Origin of the sequence: Xanthobacter nonsaccharivorans (assembly GCF_043194755.2) — a bacterium.
In the GTDB taxonomy this organism is placed as follows: Bacteria; Pseudomonadota; Alphaproteobacteria; order Rhizobiales; family Xanthobacteraceae; genus Xanthobacter; species Xanthobacter autotrophicus_G.
In genome coordinates this window covers 4,594,757-4,610,303 of sequence record NZ_CM195526.1, presented here as the reverse complement: position 1 = coordinate 4,610,303, position 15,547 = coordinate 4,594,757, and the positions used below count along the sequence as shown (strand labels likewise).

Annotated in this window: 14 protein-coding genes; 12 read left to right on the top strand and 2 right to left on the bottom strand. The window is 68.1% G+C overall.

Annotated features, from left to right (window positions below):
• Window positions 1–17: 17 nt before the first annotated feature.
• A complete protein-coding gene (locus V5F59_RS20935; RefSeq protein WP_509211135.1) occupies window positions 18–809 on the top strand; it encodes an ankyrin repeat domain-containing protein in 792 nt (263 codons plus the stop codon).
• 70 nt (window positions 810–879) lie between these two features.
• Here V5F59_RS20935 and ahpD read toward each other — a convergent pair whose 3' ends face one another.
• Window positions 880–1,425 (bottom strand): alkylhydroperoxidase, AhpD family, encoded by a 546-nt coding sequence (ahpD, locus tag V5F59_RS20930; RefSeq protein ID WP_509211134.1) that lies wholly within the window; start codon window positions 1,423–1,425, stop codon window positions 880–882.
• Between the two features lie 14 nt (window positions 1,426–1,439).
• Entirely contained in the window at window positions 1,440–1,994 is a 555-nt protein-coding gene (locus V5F59_RS20925) for a redoxin domain-containing protein (RefSeq protein ID WP_509211133.1), read from the bottom strand.
• A gap of 361 nt (window positions 1,995–2,355) precedes the next feature.
• Between V5F59_RS20925 and modD the strand changes: the two genes are divergently transcribed.
• The 11 genes from modD to odhB all read left to right on the top strand — a co-directional run bounded on the left by modD (window position 2,356) and on the right by odhB (window position 15,533).
• Window positions 2,356–3,198, top strand: coding sequence for a ModD protein (gene modD / locus V5F59_RS20920; protein WP_509211132.1), 843 nt, complete (start codon window positions 2,356–2,358; stop codon window positions 3,196–3,198).
• A gap of 333 nt (window positions 3,199–3,531) precedes the next feature.
• On the top strand, window positions 3,532–3,873 hold the full coding sequence (locus V5F59_RS20915; RefSeq protein WP_509211131.1) for an iron-sulfur cluster biosynthesis family protein: 342 nt from the start codon (window positions 3,532–3,534) through the stop codon (window positions 3,871–3,873).
• 77 nt (window positions 3,874–3,950) lie between these two features.
• Window positions 3,951–5,198, top strand: coding sequence for a homocitrate synthase (nifV, locus tag V5F59_RS20910; RefSeq protein ID WP_509211130.1), 1,248 nt, complete (start codon window positions 3,951–3,953; stop codon window positions 5,196–5,198).
• Between the two features lie 3 nt (window positions 5,199–5,201).
• Window positions 5,202–6,008 carry a serine O-acetyltransferase gene (gene cysE, locus V5F59_RS20905; RefSeq protein ID WP_509211129.1) on the top strand — a complete coding sequence of 269 codons (807 nt, stop codon included), beginning with the start codon at window positions 5,202–5,204 and terminating at the stop codon, window positions 6,006–6,008.
• Window positions 6,009–6,042: 34 nt separating this feature from the next.
• Window positions 6,043–6,384: a nitrogenase stabilizing/protective protein NifW gene (gene nifW / locus V5F59_RS20900; protein ID WP_509211128.1), complete on the top strand. Its 342-nt coding sequence runs from the start codon at window positions 6,043–6,045 to the stop codon at window positions 6,382–6,384.
• Between the two features lie 907 nt (window positions 6,385–7,291).
• Window positions 7,292–8,257 (top strand): malate dehydrogenase, encoded by a 966-nt coding sequence (mdh, locus tag V5F59_RS20895; RefSeq protein WP_509211127.1) that lies wholly within the window; start codon window positions 7,292–7,294, stop codon window positions 8,255–8,257.
• 249 nt (window positions 8,258–8,506) lie between these two features.
• Window positions 8,507–9,709: an ADP-forming succinate--CoA ligase subunit beta gene (gene sucC / locus V5F59_RS20890; RefSeq protein ID WP_509211126.1), complete on the top strand. Its 1,203-nt coding sequence runs from the start codon at window positions 8,507–8,509 to the stop codon at window positions 9,707–9,709.
• Window positions 9,709–10,593 (top strand): succinate--CoA ligase subunit alpha, encoded by an 885-nt coding sequence (sucD, locus tag V5F59_RS20885; protein WP_509211125.1) that lies wholly within the window; start codon window positions 9,709–9,711, stop codon window positions 10,591–10,593. The genes sucC and sucD overlap by 1 nt, the downstream gene beginning before the upstream one ends.
• 378 nt (window positions 10,594–10,971) lie before the next feature.
• Window positions 10,972–13,926, top strand: coding sequence for a 2-oxoglutarate dehydrogenase E1 component (locus V5F59_RS20880; protein WP_509211124.1), 2,955 nt, complete (start codon window positions 10,972–10,974; stop codon window positions 13,924–13,926).
• A gap of 9 nt (window positions 13,927–13,935) precedes the next feature.
• The gene (locus V5F59_RS20875; protein WP_509211123.1) at window positions 13,936–14,277 is read left to right on the top strand and encodes a YciI family protein; all 342 of its coding nucleotides are present in this window, start codon (window positions 13,936–13,938) and stop codon (window positions 14,275–14,277) included.
• Between the two features lie 26 nt (window positions 14,278–14,303).
• Window positions 14,304–15,533 (top strand): 2-oxoglutarate dehydrogenase complex dihydrolipoyllysine-residue succinyltransferase, encoded by a 1,230-nt coding sequence (gene odhB / locus V5F59_RS20870; RefSeq protein WP_509211122.1) that lies wholly within the window; start codon window positions 14,304–14,306, stop codon window positions 15,531–15,533.
• Window positions 15,534–15,547: the final 14 nt, after the last annotated feature.

Here is a 15,547-nt window from a genome sequence, read left to right as displayed (position 1 = left end):
CGTTTCTGGAGGACGGCATGAGACAGCGCATTCCCTTCCGCTGCATCGGCGTGGAGGAGGCGGGCGCCATCGTCGCCGAAGGCACGGCCCTGCTGCTTGACGTGCGGGATGCCAATTCCTACGGCGCCGGCCATGTGGAGGGGGCGCGGAACATCACCTTCTCCGGCCTGTCCGAGATCATCGGCGGCGCCTCCAAGTCGGCGCCGGTGCTGATTTATTGCTACCACGGGCATGCCAGCCGCGAGTACGCGCAGACCCTCTCCGACTTCGGCTTCGCGGACGTGATGAGCCTCGACGGCGGCTTCGAGGCCTGGCGCAGCTTCACCAGCGCGCGGGGGCCTGCGGCAACGCCGGACGAGGCGCTTGCCAATTGGCTCGCCAGCCTGGGCTTCCCGGCGGACGGCGTGAACGCGACGGTCGAGAACGGCATGACGCCGCTGATGAAGGCCTGCCGTGAAGGCCTCGCCGAGATGGTCGAGCGGCTGATCGCCGCCGGCGCGAACCTCGAAGCCCGTAATGGGGATGGCAATACGGCCTTGTGGCTCGCCTGCGTGGGCGGTCACCTCCATATCATTGACCGGCTGGTGGATGCGGGCATCGCCATCGACAACCGCAACGACAATGGTGCCACGTCGCTGATGTATGCCTCGTCCGCCGGCAAGGCGGAGGTGGTGGAAAAGCTGCTCGCCCGTGGCGCGGACCCGGAGCCCGAGACCCCCGAGGGCTTTTCCGCCCTGGACCTTGCCTCGACCATCGAATGCCTGAAGCTGCTGCGCCATGCCCGCAAGCGCGAGGCGGTGACCGCCTGAGAACCCCTAAACAGGAACGGGCCGGAAGCATCGCTTCCGGCCCGTTCGGTCTTCATTCCAGCGGAAACGACTACTCGGCGGCCGCCTGGAGGCCCAGGCTCGCAGCCTCCAGCGCCACGGCGGCGGAGGCGACGACGGCGCCGATGCGCACCGCGGCCTGGATCTGGTCCTCACGGATGCCGGCGTCGCGCAGCACCTTCTCGTGGGAGTCGATGCAGCGGCCACAGCCGTTCATGGCCGACACCGCCAGCGACCACAGCTCGAAGTCCGCCTTGTCCACTCCCGGATTGCCGATCACGGTCATCCGCAGCTTGGCAGGGAGGGTTTCGTAGGCCTTGTTCGAGGCGAGGTGCGTGAAGCGGTAGTAGACGTTGTTCATGGCCATGATGGAGGCGGCGGCCTTCGCCGCGTCCAGGGCCTGCGGCGTCAGGTGCGGCGTCGCCTCGGCCTCGAGGGCGCGGGCGACGTCGGGATTGCGGGTGGTGATCCCGCACGCCACCAGCAGCCCGTAGAGCTGCTGGGGGGTGAGGCTGTCTTCCCGGGGCAGGGCCGAGAGGTTGAGCTTCACATCCTTGGCGAAGGCCGGGATCCGGTCCTTCAGGGCATCGATGGACATGTCGATCCCGTGCCTCAGGCCACCTTGAGGACGTCGCCGCCGACCTCGCGGTTGCAGGGGCACAGCTCGTCGGTCTGCAGCGCGTCGAGCACGCGGAGCGTGTCCTTCGGGTTGCGGCCCACGTTCAGGTTGGTGGCGTAGACGTGCTGGATGACGTTCTCGGGGTCCACGACGAAGGTGTAGCGGAACGCCACGCCCGCCGGCGAGCGCACGCCGAGGCCGTCGGTGAGCGAGCCGTTGGTGTCGGCGAACGACCAGATGGGGAGCTTGTTCAGGTCCTTGTGGTCACGGCGCCAGGCGAGCTTCACGAACTCGTTGTCGGTGGAGCCGCCGAGCACGACCGCGTCGCGGTCCTCGAAGTCCTCGGCGAGACGCGCGAACTCGGCGATCTCGGTGGGGCACACGAAGGTGAAGTCCTTCGGGTAGAAGAAGATGATCTTCCACTTGCCGGGGAAGCTGGCTTCCGTGATCTCCTCGAACGCGGACACGCCGTTCTCTTCGTGGCTGTTGAAGCCGGGCTTCACCCCGGTGACGGAGAAGGCCGGGAGGGTGCTGCCGATGCCGAGCATGAATGTGGTCTCCGAAAAGGAATGTGGGATGCTTGGAACGTGCGGTCCCCGCACCGGATGCAAGCGGCGCGCCAGTGGCGGCCGCCCGCGGAAATGCGAGCCATTCCAGAATGGGTGCTGTCCCTGTCCGCGCACCTGTCGCCTTTGCGACGCGTGACCGGGGCGGAACCCCACCCATCCATGGTCGCAAGTTAATCGCAATTTGCTGCGTCGCGAGGTGAGGCGCGTGCGGCGCAATGCCGCTTTCGTCCCGGATGGCGTGCGGCGATTTTCCCGGATGGACCGGCCGATCCGCACGGGCTAAGGCTTCGAGCTGTATCGGGTCCGGCACAGGGCCCGGGGCGCGGGCAGGGGGCGTAGCATGACCTACAGGTGGTGGACGCAGGCGACGCTGGACGAACTGCTGGCGGAAGACGCGCCCTATGGCGACCTCACCACCGAGGCTCTCGCCCTGACCGGCGCCGCCGCGCGCCTCACCATGGCCATGCGGGCGGATGCCACGGTTTGCGGGACGGAGGTGGCCGAGGCCCTGTTCCGCACCGCCGGCGCGACCGCCAATCTGCTGGCGACCTCGGGCGAGCGGGTTCCGGCCGGCGAGACCATCCTCATGGCCGAGGGCGAGGCCGGCCCCATCTTCCGGGCCTGGAAGGTGGCGCAGACGCTGGTGGAATATCTCTCCGGCATCGCCACCCTCACCGCCGGCATCGTCGCGGCAGCCCGCGCCGTGGCTCCGGACGTGGCGGTGGTGACAACCCGGAAGACCTTCCCCGGCGCCAAGGCGCAGATGATCGCCGCCATCCGCGCCGGCGGCGCCTTTCCCCATCGGCTGGGATTGTCGGAGACGCTCCTGCTGTTTCCCGAGCACCAGGTGTTTCTCACCGATCCCGCCGCCGGCATCCGGGCGCTGCGCCGGGCGGCGCCGGAGAAGAAGGTGGTGGTGGAGGTGAAGACGCCGGACGAGGTGGAGAAGGTGTTGCCTGCCTATCCCGATGTCCTCCAGTGCGAGAAGATGACGCCGGACGACATTCGCATCGTCGCCGCCCGCGTGGCCGAGATCGCCCCCGCCACCAAGGTGGCGGCGGCCGGCGGCGTGAACCTGCAGAACGCCGCGGCCTATGCGGCGGCCGGCGCCCATGTGCTGGTGACTTCCGCGCCCTATTGGGCCAAGCCCGCCGACGTGAAGGTGGTGATCTCCCCCGCCTGAGCAGGCGGCCGTCACCGACAGGTCGCAGTTCTCGTGTGACGTGCGCGCGCCCGCCTTGCGCGAGGTGAAGGGCGCTCGCAGCCATGTTGTTCCGGGCCGCCGCGAAGAAAGCCGGCGCGTGGACGGTGCGATACGTAGTATTACGTAGGCTGTTACGCCAGGCGCGCCGGCCTTGTCTGTCGTGAACCTGTCGAACACCGCACAAGGTCGTCAGGTGTCGTGTTTGCGACAGCCTCATGATTTTTAATTTTCCGATAAAAACCAACATCTTGGCGTGATGGCACAGGCTTTGCCAGTCACTCTGCGGGGGCTGACCCGGCGCAGGTGGACAGGATGATCACGCTCACGACCAGTGCGGTGGCTGCGGTGAAGGCGGCCCTCTCGCGCGCCACCGATGCCGAGGGCCTGCGGGTGGTCGTTCATGCGGGCATTCCGGCAGGCATCGGCGCCGAGGCCGGGTTGGACGTGCGTTACTCCATGCATCTCGAAACCGCGGAGCGCGACGGCGACGTGGTGATCGAGCAGGGCGGGCTGAAGGTGTTCATCGACCAACCCTCGCGGGCGATGACCCAGGGCATCCGCATCGACTTCGTGAGCGCGCCGGGACGGGGCGGGTTCGTGTTCGAGGATCACCCGGTGCTGCCGACGCCGGGAGGCGCCGGCTTGCCGAACTGATGGGGTCCGGGCCTAGGCCCGGGTGGGAATTCACATCTCCGGCCGGTTTTCCGGCTGGGGCAGACGGGAAAGAACCCATGCTCGCGAAGTCACCATCGGCCGTCACGGGACGTACCACCCGGGCCTCGGCGGACGCCTCCGGCGCCGCCACGGGGACGATGCCGGGGCGCACCGTCTTCCTGAATGACACCACCCTGCGCGACGGCGAGCAGGCGCCGGGTGTCGCTTTTTCCCGCAAGGAGAAGATCGAGATCGCGGAGGCGCTGGCGGCGGCCGGCGTGCCGGAGATCGAGGCCGGCACCCCGGCGATGGGCGACGAGGAGATCGAGACGCTGCGCTCCATCGTCTCTCTCAAGCTGCCGCTGCGCGTCGCCGCCTGGTGCCGCATGAGCGAGGCGGACCTGTTCGCCGCAGTGTCCGCCGGCGTCAGCTACGTCAATCTCTCCATCCCCACCTCGGACCGGCAGCTGAAGGGCAAGCTGGACCGCGACCGCGACTGGGCGCTGGCGGCCCTGAAGCACGTGGGCACGCTCGCCACCAAGCTCGGCTTCACCGTGGCCATCGGCTGCGAGGATGCCTCCCGCGCCGACCCGGACTTCCTGTGCAAGGTGGCGGAGACGGCGAAGGAGGTGGGGGCCTTCCGCCTGCGCCTCGCCGACACGCTGGGCGTGCTCGATCCCTTCTCCACCTATGCGCTGGTGCGCCGGGTGGCGAACGCGACGGACCTGGAGATCGAGTTCCACGCCCATGACGATCTGGGCCTTGCCACCGCCAACACGCTGGCGGCGGTCACCGGCGGCGCCCGTCACGCGAGCGTGACGGTGGCGGGCCTCGGCGAGCGCGCCGGCAATGCGGCGCTGGAGGAGGTGGCCATCGCCTTGCGGCAGCTGGCGCGGGCGGAAACGGGCATCGACCCCTGCGCCCTGCGGCCTCTGGCGCAGAGGGTGATGGAGGCGGCCAGCCGGCCCATGCCCCGCACCAAGGCCATCGTGGGCGAGGACGTCTTCACCCATGAGAGCGGCATCCATGTCTCCGGCCTGCTGAAGGACCGCGGCACCTATGAGGCGCTGAGCCCGGAGCTGCTGGGGCGCGCCCACCGGGTGGTGCTGGGCAAGCATTCCGGCCTTGCTGCCATCTCCCGCGCGCTGGCGGACGAGGGCCTCGCGGTGGACGAGACGCGCGGCCGCGCCATCCTCGCCCGGGTGCGCGACTTCGCCACCCGGACCAAGCAGTCGGTCTCGCCGGAGGTGCTCCGGCGCTTCTACGAGGAAAGCTTCACCGAAGAGGCGCTGAAGCGCCGCCACGCAGCAGTGATGGGAGCCTGATCCATGATCATGGGAAGCCCGAAATGGCAGGGAACGGAAGTGCCGCTCGCCGCTGCCCCGGCGGCGGGCGAGGCCACGGCCGTCGATGCGAAGGCGCTCGACGCCCGGTCCCTTTCGGTGTGGAAGCTCATCCGTGAGGATGTGGACTGCGTGAAGTCGCGCGATCCGGCCGCGCGCAATACCTTCGAGATCGTGCTGACCTATCCCGGCGTGCATGCGGTGATCTGGCACCGGCTTGCCAGCCGGCTGTGGCGGCGGGGCGTGAAGTTCCCGGCCCGCTTCATCTCCTGGCTCGGCCGCTTCCTCACCAATGTGGACATTCACCCCGGCGCGACCATCGGCCGGCGCTTCTTCATCGATCACGGCGCGTGCGTGGTCATCGGCGAGACGGCGGAGGTGGGCGACGACGTGACCCTCTATCACGGGGTCACGCTGGGCGGCACCTCCTGGACCTCGGGCAAGCGCCATCCCACCCTGCGCGACGGCGTGCTGGTGGGGGCCGGCGCCAAGATCCTCGGCCCCATCACCGTGGGCGCGGGCTGCCGCATCGGCGCCAATTCGGTGGTGATCGAGGATGTGCCTCCGGGCATGACCGTGGTGGGCATTCCCGGCCGCGTGGTGAAGCCCATGGCCGACCGCCGACGCCTCGGTGACGGCCGGATCGACCTGGAGCACCACCTGATGCCGGATCCGGTGGGCGAGGCCATCGTCTCCCTGCTCGACCGGATCGAGTTCCTCGAGGCCCGCCTCGCGCATTTGCAGAGCGAGCGGTCGCGCGGCCGCGGAGCGACCGCCGACGAGGCTGCGTGAGGCCCCTCGGAGAGATCAAGAAAAGGAGACTGAAATGTCCGTGATCGAAAAGCTGAAGTCCCTGCACAGTGCGGAAGAATTCTTCGATCTGCTGCAGGTGGAGTATCAGCCGGAAGTGCTGCAGGTGTTGCGCCTGCACATCCTGCGTCGCATGGGCCAGTATTTGGTCTCGGCCGAGTTCGACGGCATGAGCGAGGAGGAGATCTTCAAGTCCGCTCAGACCATGCTGGCGCAGGCCTATGCGGACTTCATCAAGTCCAACCCCATGGCGGAGCGGGTGTTCAAGGTGCTGAAGGAGCACGATCCGAACCGCCCGCCCGCTCCCGGCCCGAAGCCCGCGTTCGTCTCCCTGACCTCGCTGACCACCGGCAGCTGACCGGAGTCCGGCCCCCTTTTCGCCCGGGTGCCCGGCCCGCCGTTTCGGCGCGGCGGGCACCGTGGGCCACGCTCTCCCGTCCGGACGGCTTTTCTGCCCCCGGCCGGCTGCCCTCTCCCCGCTGATTGTTTGTTCCATTTTCGTTCTTGTTTTATATTTTTCATTCGGCTGGTCGCTCGGCCGTGTGCGGGGAGAGGGCAGATTTTTTCAGGGCCGGGGCGGTCATTGCCGTCCGGCCGCAGGGCAGGGCCCTCCGCGGCCCGCGTGTTCCCTTTGGGGCGCCCGTCATCCTCGTCTGGCAGCCGATCCGGATGGCGCATTGGCCTCCCGATCCCTCCGGCTCCGGCGAGCCGGGCGCAATTCGCTCCCCTTCGTCCTTCGTGATTATTCGTCCTTCGTGATCACTCCGACGACCGCCCGCCGCTGCGCGCTTACGCTTGCGGTGCCGGTCGTCGTGGTCCGCCGAGCGCGTTCCAGGCGATCGTCTTCCGCTCTTCGCGCTCGCGGGCGCTCGCCGTCGCCCGCCGGGCCCCCGATCTCTTCGACCACCGGAAGAGGATGTCTCGTGCCTACCATCTCCGCGGGTATATTCCCACCAAAACTCGCCTCCAGGTGGCATGCGCCGCTCGACCCCAGCCGCCCCGGGGCGGCCGTCCGGGGCGCGGGATCGGCAGCCGACGGTAGGCCGATGGGCCCGTCATGCGGGATGGTTTTCCGCATGGTGCAAATCGAGCGAAAAACCCCTTAAAATGGCCTCCATTGAAGGCAAAAATGCCTCGTCTCCCACTATTTGTGCAGTGCGGCCGTCTTGAACCCCTGGTCGGATGGGAGTAGTCAAGCGCCGCTCGTATCCTGCGGCGGCTCGTCTCATGTGCCGGTCTCGCAGTGTGGTTTCCGGGGACTTGGGATGGCCCGCAACAAGATCGCCCTCATCGGGGCCGGACAGATCGGCGGCACGCTCGCCCTTCTCGCCGGGCTGAAGGACTTGGGCGATATCGTGCTCTTCGATGTTGCGGAAGGCGTGCCCGAGGGCAAGGCCCTCGACCTCGCCGAGCTCAGCCCGGTGGCGGGCTTCGATGCTGCCTTCGCCGGTGCTTCCAGCTACGACGCCATCGCTGGCGCCGACGTGGTGATCGTCACCGCCGGCGTGCCGCGCAAGCCCGGCATGAGCCGCGACGACCTGCTCGCCATCAACCTCAAGGTGATGGAGCAGGTGGGCGCCGGCATCCGCAAGTATGCGCCGGACGCTTTCGTCATCTGCATCACCAATCCGCTCGATGCCATGGTCTGGGCGCTCCAGCGCACCAGCGGCCTGCCGGCGGAGAAGGTGGTGGGCATGGCGGGCGTGCTTGATTCCGCCCGCTTCCGTTATTTCCTCGCCGAGGAGTTCGGCGTGTCGGTGGAGGATGTCACCGCCTTCGTCATGGGCGGGCACGGCGATACCATGGTGCCGCTGGTGCGCTATTCCGCCGTGGGCGGCATTCCGGTGCCGGATCTCATCCGCATGGGCTGGACCAGCGAGGAGCGCATCGCCGACATCGTGCAGCGCACCCGGGACGGCGGGGCGGAGATCGTCAACCTGCTGAAGACCGGCTCCGCCTTCTACGCGCCGGCGGCCTCCGCCATCGCCATGGCCGAGAGCTACCTTCGGGACAAGAAGCGCCTGCTCCCCGTCGCCGCGAAGCTGGAAGGGGAATACGGCCTCAGGGACATCTATGTGGGCGTGCCGGCCGTCATCGGCGCGCGCGGTGTGGAGCGTATCGTGGAGGTCGAGCTCGACCGGACTGAGCGCGCCATGTTCGAAAGATCGGTCGCCGCCGTCGAAGGATTGGTGGAGGCCTGCCTGAAGATCGCACCCGGCCTCGGGAAGTGATCTCGACAGTGCGGCGCGCCGTAAGGTGCGCCGTTTTCGTGCCGGCACGACGACCGGCGAGGTGAAGGAGACGAAGGCTCCCCTCCCGGGGCATCGGGCTTCGCGGCGGCTGCCGCAGGCGCCCGGGCCCGATCCGCGGAGGAGGCGGCCCCAAGCCTGGCGATCCCGCGGCGGCAGCCATGCCGCGGCGGATGACGGCAGCGGGGTCGGGCGGGGGGAGGGGCGCTTCGCAACCCTGAGGGACGAGAGATGAATATTCACGAGTACCAGGCCAAGGCGCTCCTGAAGAAGTACGGCGCGCCGGTCTCGCGCGGCGTGCCGGTGCTGAAGGTGGAAGAGGCCGAGGCCGCCGCCAAGGAGCTCGGTGGTCCGCTCTGGGTGGTAAAGTCCCAGATCCACGCCGGCGGCCGCGGCAAGGGCAAGTTCAAGGAGCCCGAGGCCGGCGACAAGGGCGGCGTGCGCCTCGCCAAGTCCATCGACGAGGTGAAGACCTTCGTCTCCCAGATGCTCGGCAACACCCTCGTGACCATCCAGACCGGCCCGGCCGGCAAGCAGGTGAACCGCCTGTACCTGGAGGACGGCTCCGACATTGAGAAGGAGTTCTACATCTCCCTGCTCGTGGACCGCGCCACCTCCCACGTGGCCTTCGTGGTGTCCACCGAGGGCGGCATGGACATCGAGGAAGTGGCCCATTCCACCCCTGAGAAGATCGTCACCTTCTCGGTGGATCCGGTTACCGGCGTGCAGGGCTTCCACGGCCGCAAGATCGCCCAGGCCCTCGGCCTCTCCGGCGACCTCGCCAAGCAGGCCGGCAAGCTCGCCGAGGTGCTCTATACCGCCTTCGTCGACACCGACATGGCCATGCTCGAGATCAACCCGCTGATCGTCACCAAGGACGGCCAGCTGCGCGTGCTCGACGCCAAGGTGACCTTCGACTCCAACGCCCTGTTCCGTCATCCCGAGCTCGCCGAGCTGCGTGACCTGACGGAAGAGGACGAGAAGGAGATCGAGGCGTCCAAGTACGACCTCGCCTATATCGCGCTCGAAGGCACCATCGGCTGCATGGTGAACGGCGCGGGCCTCGCCATGGCCACGCTCGACATCATCAAGCTGTACGGCGAAAGCCCGGCCAACTTCCTCGACGTGGGCGGCGGCGCCACCGAGGAGAAGGTGACGGCGGCCTTCAAGATCATCACCGCGGATCCCAATGTGAAGGGCATCCTGGTCAACATCTTCGGCGGCATCATGAAGTGCGACGTGATCGCGCGCGGCGTGCTGGCGGCGGTGAAGGCGGTGGGCCTGCAGGTGCCGCTGGTGGTGCGCCTCGAGGGCACCAACGTGGAAGAAGGCAAGAAGATCATCCGGGAGTCGGGTCTGAACGTGATCCCGGCCGATGATCTGGATGATGCGGCGCAGAAGATCGTGGCCGCTGTGAAGAAGGAAGCTGCGTGATGTCCGTGCTGATCGACGCCAACACCAAGGTCATCACCCAGGGCTTCACCGGCAAGAACGGCACGTTCCACGCCGAGCAGGCCATCATCTACGGGACCAAGATGGTCGGCGGCACCTCGCCGGGCAAGGGCGGCTCCACCCACCTCGGCCTGCCGGTGTTCGACACCGTGATCGAGGCGAAGGAGAAGACCGGGGCCGACGCCTCGGTGATCTACGTGCCGCCTCCGGGGGCGGCCGACGCCATCCTGGAGGCCATCGACGCCGAGATCCCGCTCATCGTCTGCATCACCGAAGGCATTCCGGTGCTGGACATGGTGAAGGTGAAGCGGGCGCTCTCCGGCTCCAAGTCACGGCTGATCGGGCCGAACTGCCCGGGCATCGTGACGGCGGGCGAGTCGAAGATCGGCATCATGCCGGCGAACATCTTCAAGAAGGGCTCGGTGGGCGTGGTGTCGCGCTCGGGCACGCTGACCTACGAGGCGGTGTTCCAGACCTCGCAGGAGGGCCTGGGGCAGACGTCGGCGGTAGGCATCGGCGGCGACCCGGTGAAGGGGACCGAGTTCATCGACGTGCTGGAGATGTTCCTGGCCGATCCGAAGACCACGTCGATCATCATGATCGGCGAGATCGGCGGCTCGGCGGAGGAAGAGGCGGCGCAGTTCATCGCCGACGAGGCGAAGAAGGGGCGCAAGAAGCCGATGGTGGGCTTCATCGCCGGCCGCACGGCGCCTCCCGGCCGCCGCATGGGCCATGCGGGCGCGATCATCTCCGGCGGCAAGGGCGGCGCGGAGGACAAGATCGCGGCCATGGAGGCGGCGGGCATCCGCGTGTCTCCCTCTCCGGCCCGCCTCGGCAAGACCCTCGTCGAGGTCCTCAAGGGTTGAGGATGCAAAAGCCCCTCCCGCTCGCGCAGGGGGAGGGGCATCGACTTCCGGTCCGTGCGCCTGCGCCGGGATCCAGCGCTGGCGCAATGGGCTGACGAAGCGGGAGATGCCGCGCAATTTCGCCATGAAATTCGGCGACTGGCGAGCGCGGTTCCGGGAAAGCGCCGCCATGGCCTTACGGCCAGGGGCGGCGTATCCCATCTGTAGGTTGTCGAGCACCGTTGCCGAAGGCCGCCACGAGCCTCGCAGGGGTGAAAGGGTGCCCGGCCCCTGGCCGGACGCCGGATTTGTGGCAGACGAAGGTCTTTGGGGCTTGGTTTTCCGCGCGAAATGCGCTGAAGGAAGGCGAGGCGCCACCGACCACCCGGGAAGATGCCCATGTCGCGCGCGGAACAGAACGACGTTTTTCTCTCCACCTCCTTCCTCTATGGCGCGAACGCCGCCTGGATCGAGGATCTCTACGCCCGCTACGAAGCCGACCCGAATTCGGTGAGCCCCGAGTGGCAGAGCTTCTTTGCGGCACTGAAGGACGACCCCAACCAGGTGATCCAGAACGCCCGCGGCGCGTCCTGGAAGAAGCCCCACTGGCCCCAGCACGCCAACGGCGAGCTGGTCTCGGCCATGGACGGGCAGTGGATCGAGGTCGAGAAGGCCATTTCCGACAAGGTGAAGGCCAAGGCGCAGAAGGCGGGCGTCGAGTTCTCCGCGGCCGAGGTGCAGCAGGCGAGCCGTGATTCCGTCAAGGCGCTGATGATGATCCGCGCCTATCGCATGCGCGGCCACCTGCACGCCAACCTCGACCCGCTGAACCTCACCCCGCCCCGCGAGGCGCCCGAGCTCGACCCGGCCTCCTACGGCTTCTACGAGGCCGACCTCGACCGCAAGATCTTCATCGACCACGTGCTGGGCATGGAGTTCGCCACCGTCCGCGAGATGGTGTCGATTCTGCGCCGCACCTACTGCGCCTCCATCGGCGTCGAGTTCATGCACATCTCCTCGCCCGAGGAGAAGGCCTGGATCCAGGAGCGCATCGAGGGGCCGGACAAGGAAGTCACCTTCACCCGCGAGGGCAAGCGCGCCATCCTCAACAAGCTGGTGGAGGCCGAGGGCTTCGAGAAGTTCCTCGACGTGAAGTTCACCGGCACCAAGCGCTTCGGCCTCGACGGCGGCGAGAGCCTGATCCCGGCGCTGGAGCAGATCATCAAGCGCGGCGGCAACCTGGGCGTGAAGGACATCGTGTTCGGCATGGCCCACCGCGGCCGCCTGAACGTGCTGACCCAGGTGATGGGCAAGCCGCACCGTGCCTTGTTCCACGAGTTCAAGGGCGGCTCCTGGGCCCCCGACGACGTGGAAGGCTCGGGCGACGTGAAGTACCACCTCGGCGCCTCGTCCGACCGCGAGTTCGACAACAACAAGGTCCACCTGTCGCTGACCGCCAACCCCTCGCACCTGGAGATCGTGGATCCCGTGGTGCTGGGCAAGGCCCGCGCCAAGCAGGACCAGCTGGGCGACAGCGAGCGCACCAAGGTGCTGCCCCTGCTGCTGCACGGCGACGCCGCCTTCGCCGGCCAGGGCGTGGTGGCCGAGTGCCTCGGCCTCTCCGGCCTGAAGGGTCACCGCACCGGCGGGTCGATCCACTTCATCATCAACAACCAGATCGGCTTCACCACCAATCCGCGCTACTCGCGCTCCTCGCCCTATCCCTCCGACGTGGCGAAGATGATCGAGGCGCCGATCTTCCACTGCAACGGCGACGACCCGGAATCCGTGGTGTTCTGCGCCAAGGTGGCGACCGAGTTCCGCCAGCGCTTCCACAAGCCGGTGGTGGTGGACATGTTCTGCTACCGCCGCTTCGGCCACAACGAGGGCGACGAGCCGTCCTTCACCCAGCCGAAGATGTACAAGGTGATCCGCCAGCACGCGAGCGTGCTGGAGCTGTACACCAAGAAGCTCGAGGCGGAGGGCGTGGTCACCGCCGGCGAGGTGGAGACCATGCGCAACGCGTGGCGTGACCGGCTGGAGGCCGAGCACGAGGCCGGCCAGGCCTACAAGCCCAACAAGGCGGACTGGCTGGACGGCCGCTGGGCGGGCTTCAAGGCCGCCCAGGAGGATGACGATCCGCGCCGCGGCAACACCGGCGTCGCCGTCGACACCCTGAAGGCCATCGGCGAGAAGATCACCAAGGTGCCGGAGGGCTTCCACCTCCACCGGACCATCCAGCGCTTCCTCGACAACCGCAAGAAGTCCATCGAGGACGGCGCGGGCATCGACTGGGCGACCGGCGAGGCGCTCGCCTTCTGCTCGCTCCTGCAGGAAGGCCACCCCGTGCGCCTTTCCGGCCAGGACGTGGAGCGCGGCACCTTCTCCCAGCGCCACTCGGTGCTGACGGACCAGGAGAGCGAGGCGCGCTACAAGCCGTTCAATCATCTCTCCGAGGCCCAGGCCAAGTACGAGGTCATCAATTCGATGCTCTCGGAGGAGGCGGTGCTCGGCTTCGAGTATGGCTACACCCTCTCCGAGCCCAATACCCTGGTGCTCTGGGAGGCGCAGTTCGGCGACTTCGCCAACGGCGCGCAGGTGGTGTTCGACCAGTTCATCTCCTCCGGCGAGCGCAAGTGGCTGCGCATGTCCGGCCTCGTCTGCCTGCTGCCGCACGGCTATGAGGGCCAGGGGCCGGAGCATTCCTCCGCCCGCCTGGAGCGCTACCTGCAGATGTGCGCCGAGGACAACATGCAGGTGGCGAACTGCTCGACGCCGGCCAACTACTTCCACATCCTGCGCCGGCAGATGAAGCGGGAGTTCCGCAAGCCGCTGATCCTGATGACGCCGAAGTCGCTGCTGCGTCACAAGCGGGCGGTGTCGTCCCTGTCGGACATGGTGGCGGGCACCTCGTTCCACCGCGTGCTGTGGGACGATGCCCAGTCGCATCCGGACCAGAATGCGGTGAAGCTCGCCTCGGACGACAAGATCCGCCGCGTCGTGCTCTGCACCGGCAAGGTCTATTACGACCTGCTGGAGGAGCGCGAGAAGCGGGGCGTTTCCGACGTCTACCTGATGCGCGTGGAGCAGCTCTACCCGTTCCCGCTCAAGACCCTGGTGCAGGAGCTCTCGCGCTTCAAGAACGCGGAAGTGGTCTGGTGCCAGGAGGAGCCGAAGAACCAGGGTGCCTGGGCCCACGTGCAGCCCTACCTCGAGTGGGTGCTGGAGCAGGTGGGCGGCGCGGCCAAGCGTCCGCGCTATGCCGGCCGTCCCGCCTCCGCCGCCACCGCCACGGGCCTCATGTCCAAGCACATGGCCCAGCTCAAGGCCTTCCTCGACGAAGCCCTGGGCTGAGGAGGAACCGTGGCTCACTTCCTCCTGCGCCTCTCGCCGCCGCGCCCGGGCTTTCCCGCGGACGCGACGGCGGCCGAGATGGAGGCCATGGCCGCCCACAGCGCCTTCTGGCAGGCCAAGGCCGACCGGGGGATCGCGCTGGCGGTGGGGCCGGTGGCCGATCCGTCCGGCATCTGGGGCATGGCGCTGGTGGACGTGCCCGACGAGGACGAGGCGAACGGCCTCACCTGTGAAGACCCCGTCATGCGGGCGGAGCTGGGCTTTACCTATCAGGTGATGCCCCTCCTCTCGCTCATCCGGAGCCGGGCGGCTGGCCCGGTCTCCGACACCAACTCACCTGCCGATAGTTGAGGGAGGCCCCTCAGGGGGCGAACGCAATGACCACCGAGATCCGCGTGCCCACCCTGGGCGAATCCGTTACCGAGGCGACCATCGGCAAGTGGTTCAAGAAGCCCGGCGATGCCGTGAAGGCCGATGAGCCCCTGGTGGAGCTCGAGACCGACAAGGTGACCGTCGAGGTGCCCGCGCCGGCCTCCGGCGTGCTCTCCGAGATTATCGCCAAGGACGGTGACACCGTGGGCGTCGGCGCCCTGCTCGGCGCCATCGCCGCCGGCGCGGGGGCTGCCGCCGCCGCCCCGGCCGCCGCTGCTCCGGCCCCGGCCGCTGCCACCCCGGCGCCCGCGCCGGCCGCGGCGCCTGCCGCTGCCGTGGCCACCGGCGCCAACGGCCCGGCCGTCGGCCGCATTGCCGCCGAGACCGGCGTGAGCCCGGCGGGCGTTGCCGGCTCCGGCAAGGATGGCCGCGTCACCAAGGGCGACATGCTCGCGGCCATCGCCGCCGGCGCCTCTGCCGCGACTGCCACCCCGGCGCCGGTCGCGGTTCGCGCCCCGTCCGCCCCGGTGGACGCGGTCCGCGAGGAGCGGGTGAAGATGACCAAGCTGCGCCAGACCATCGCGCGGCGCCTGAAGGATGCGCAGAACACCGCCGCCATGCTCACCACGTTCAACGACGTGGACATGACCGCGGTGATGGCCCTGCGCGCCCAGTTCAAGGATGCGTTCGAGAAGAAGCACGGCACCAAGCTCGGCTTCATGGGCTTCTTCACCAAGGCGGTGATCGCGGCACTGAAGGATCTTCCGGCGGTGAACGCCGAGATCGACGGGCAGGACCTCGTCTACAAGAACTACTACAACATCGGCATCGCGGTGGGCACCGAGAAGGGCCTCGTGGTCCCGGTGGTGCGCGACGCCGACCTGATGTCGGTGGCCGAGATCGAGAAGGCCATCGCCGGCTTCGGCAAGAAGGCGCGCGACGGCAAGCTCGGCATCGAGGAGATGCAGGGCGGCACCTTCACCATCACCAACGGCGGCATCTACGGCTCGCTGATGTCCACCCCCATCCTCAACGCGCCGCAGTCGGGCATCCTCGGCATGCACCGCATCGAGGAGCGCCCGGTGGCCATCAAGGGCCAGGTGGTGATCCGCCCCATGATGTATCTCGCCCTCTCCTACGACCACCGCATCGTCGACGGCCGCGAGGCCGTGACCTTCCTGGTGCGCGTGAAGGAGACCCTGGAGGATCCCGCGCGCCTCGTGCTGGATCTGTGAGGATCCGGGGAGTC

Bases quoted from the DNA above. Each gene is read 5' to 3' on its own strand.
- V5F59_RS20935 (WP_509211135.1), top strand. From the start codon at position 18: ATGAGACAGCGCATTCCCTTCCGCTGCATCGGCGTGGAGGAGGCGGGC.
- ahpD (WP_509211134.1), bottom strand. From the start codon at position 1,425: ATGTCCATCGATGCCCTGAAGGACCGGATCCCGGCCTTCGCCAAGGAT.
- V5F59_RS20925 (WP_509211133.1), bottom strand. From the start codon at position 1,994: ATGCTCGGCATCGGCAGCACCCTCCCGGCCTTCTCCGTCACCGGGGTG.
- modD (WP_509211132.1), top strand. From the start codon at position 2,356: ATGACCTACAGGTGGTGGACGCAGGCGACGCTGGACGAACTGCTGGCG.
- V5F59_RS20915 (WP_509211131.1), top strand. From the start codon at position 3,532: ATGATCACGCTCACGACCAGTGCGGTGGCTGCGGTGAAGGCGGCCCTC.
- nifV (WP_509211130.1), top strand. From the start codon at position 3,951: ATGCTCGCGAAGTCACCATCGGCCGTCACGGGACGTACCACCCGGGCC.
- cysE (WP_509211129.1), top strand. From the start codon at position 5,202: ATGATCATGGGAAGCCCGAAATGGCAGGGAACGGAAGTGCCGCTCGCC.
- nifW (WP_509211128.1), top strand. From the start codon at position 6,043: ATGTCCGTGATCGAAAAGCTGAAGTCCCTGCACAGTGCGGAAGAATTC.
- mdh (WP_509211127.1), top strand. From the start codon at position 7,292: ATGGCCCGCAACAAGATCGCCCTCATCGGGGCCGGACAGATCGGCGGC.
- sucC (WP_509211126.1), top strand. From the start codon at position 8,507: ATGAATATTCACGAGTACCAGGCCAAGGCGCTCCTGAAGAAGTACGGC.
- sucD (WP_509211125.1), top strand. From the start codon at position 9,709: ATGTCCGTGCTGATCGACGCCAACACCAAGGTCATCACCCAGGGCTTC.
- V5F59_RS20880 (WP_509211124.1), top strand. From the start codon at position 10,972: ATGTCGCGCGCGGAACAGAACGACGTTTTTCTCTCCACCTCCTTCCTC.
- odhB (WP_509211122.1), top strand. From the start codon at position 14,304: ATGACCACCGAGATCCGCGTGCCCACCCTGGGCGAATCCGTTACCGAG.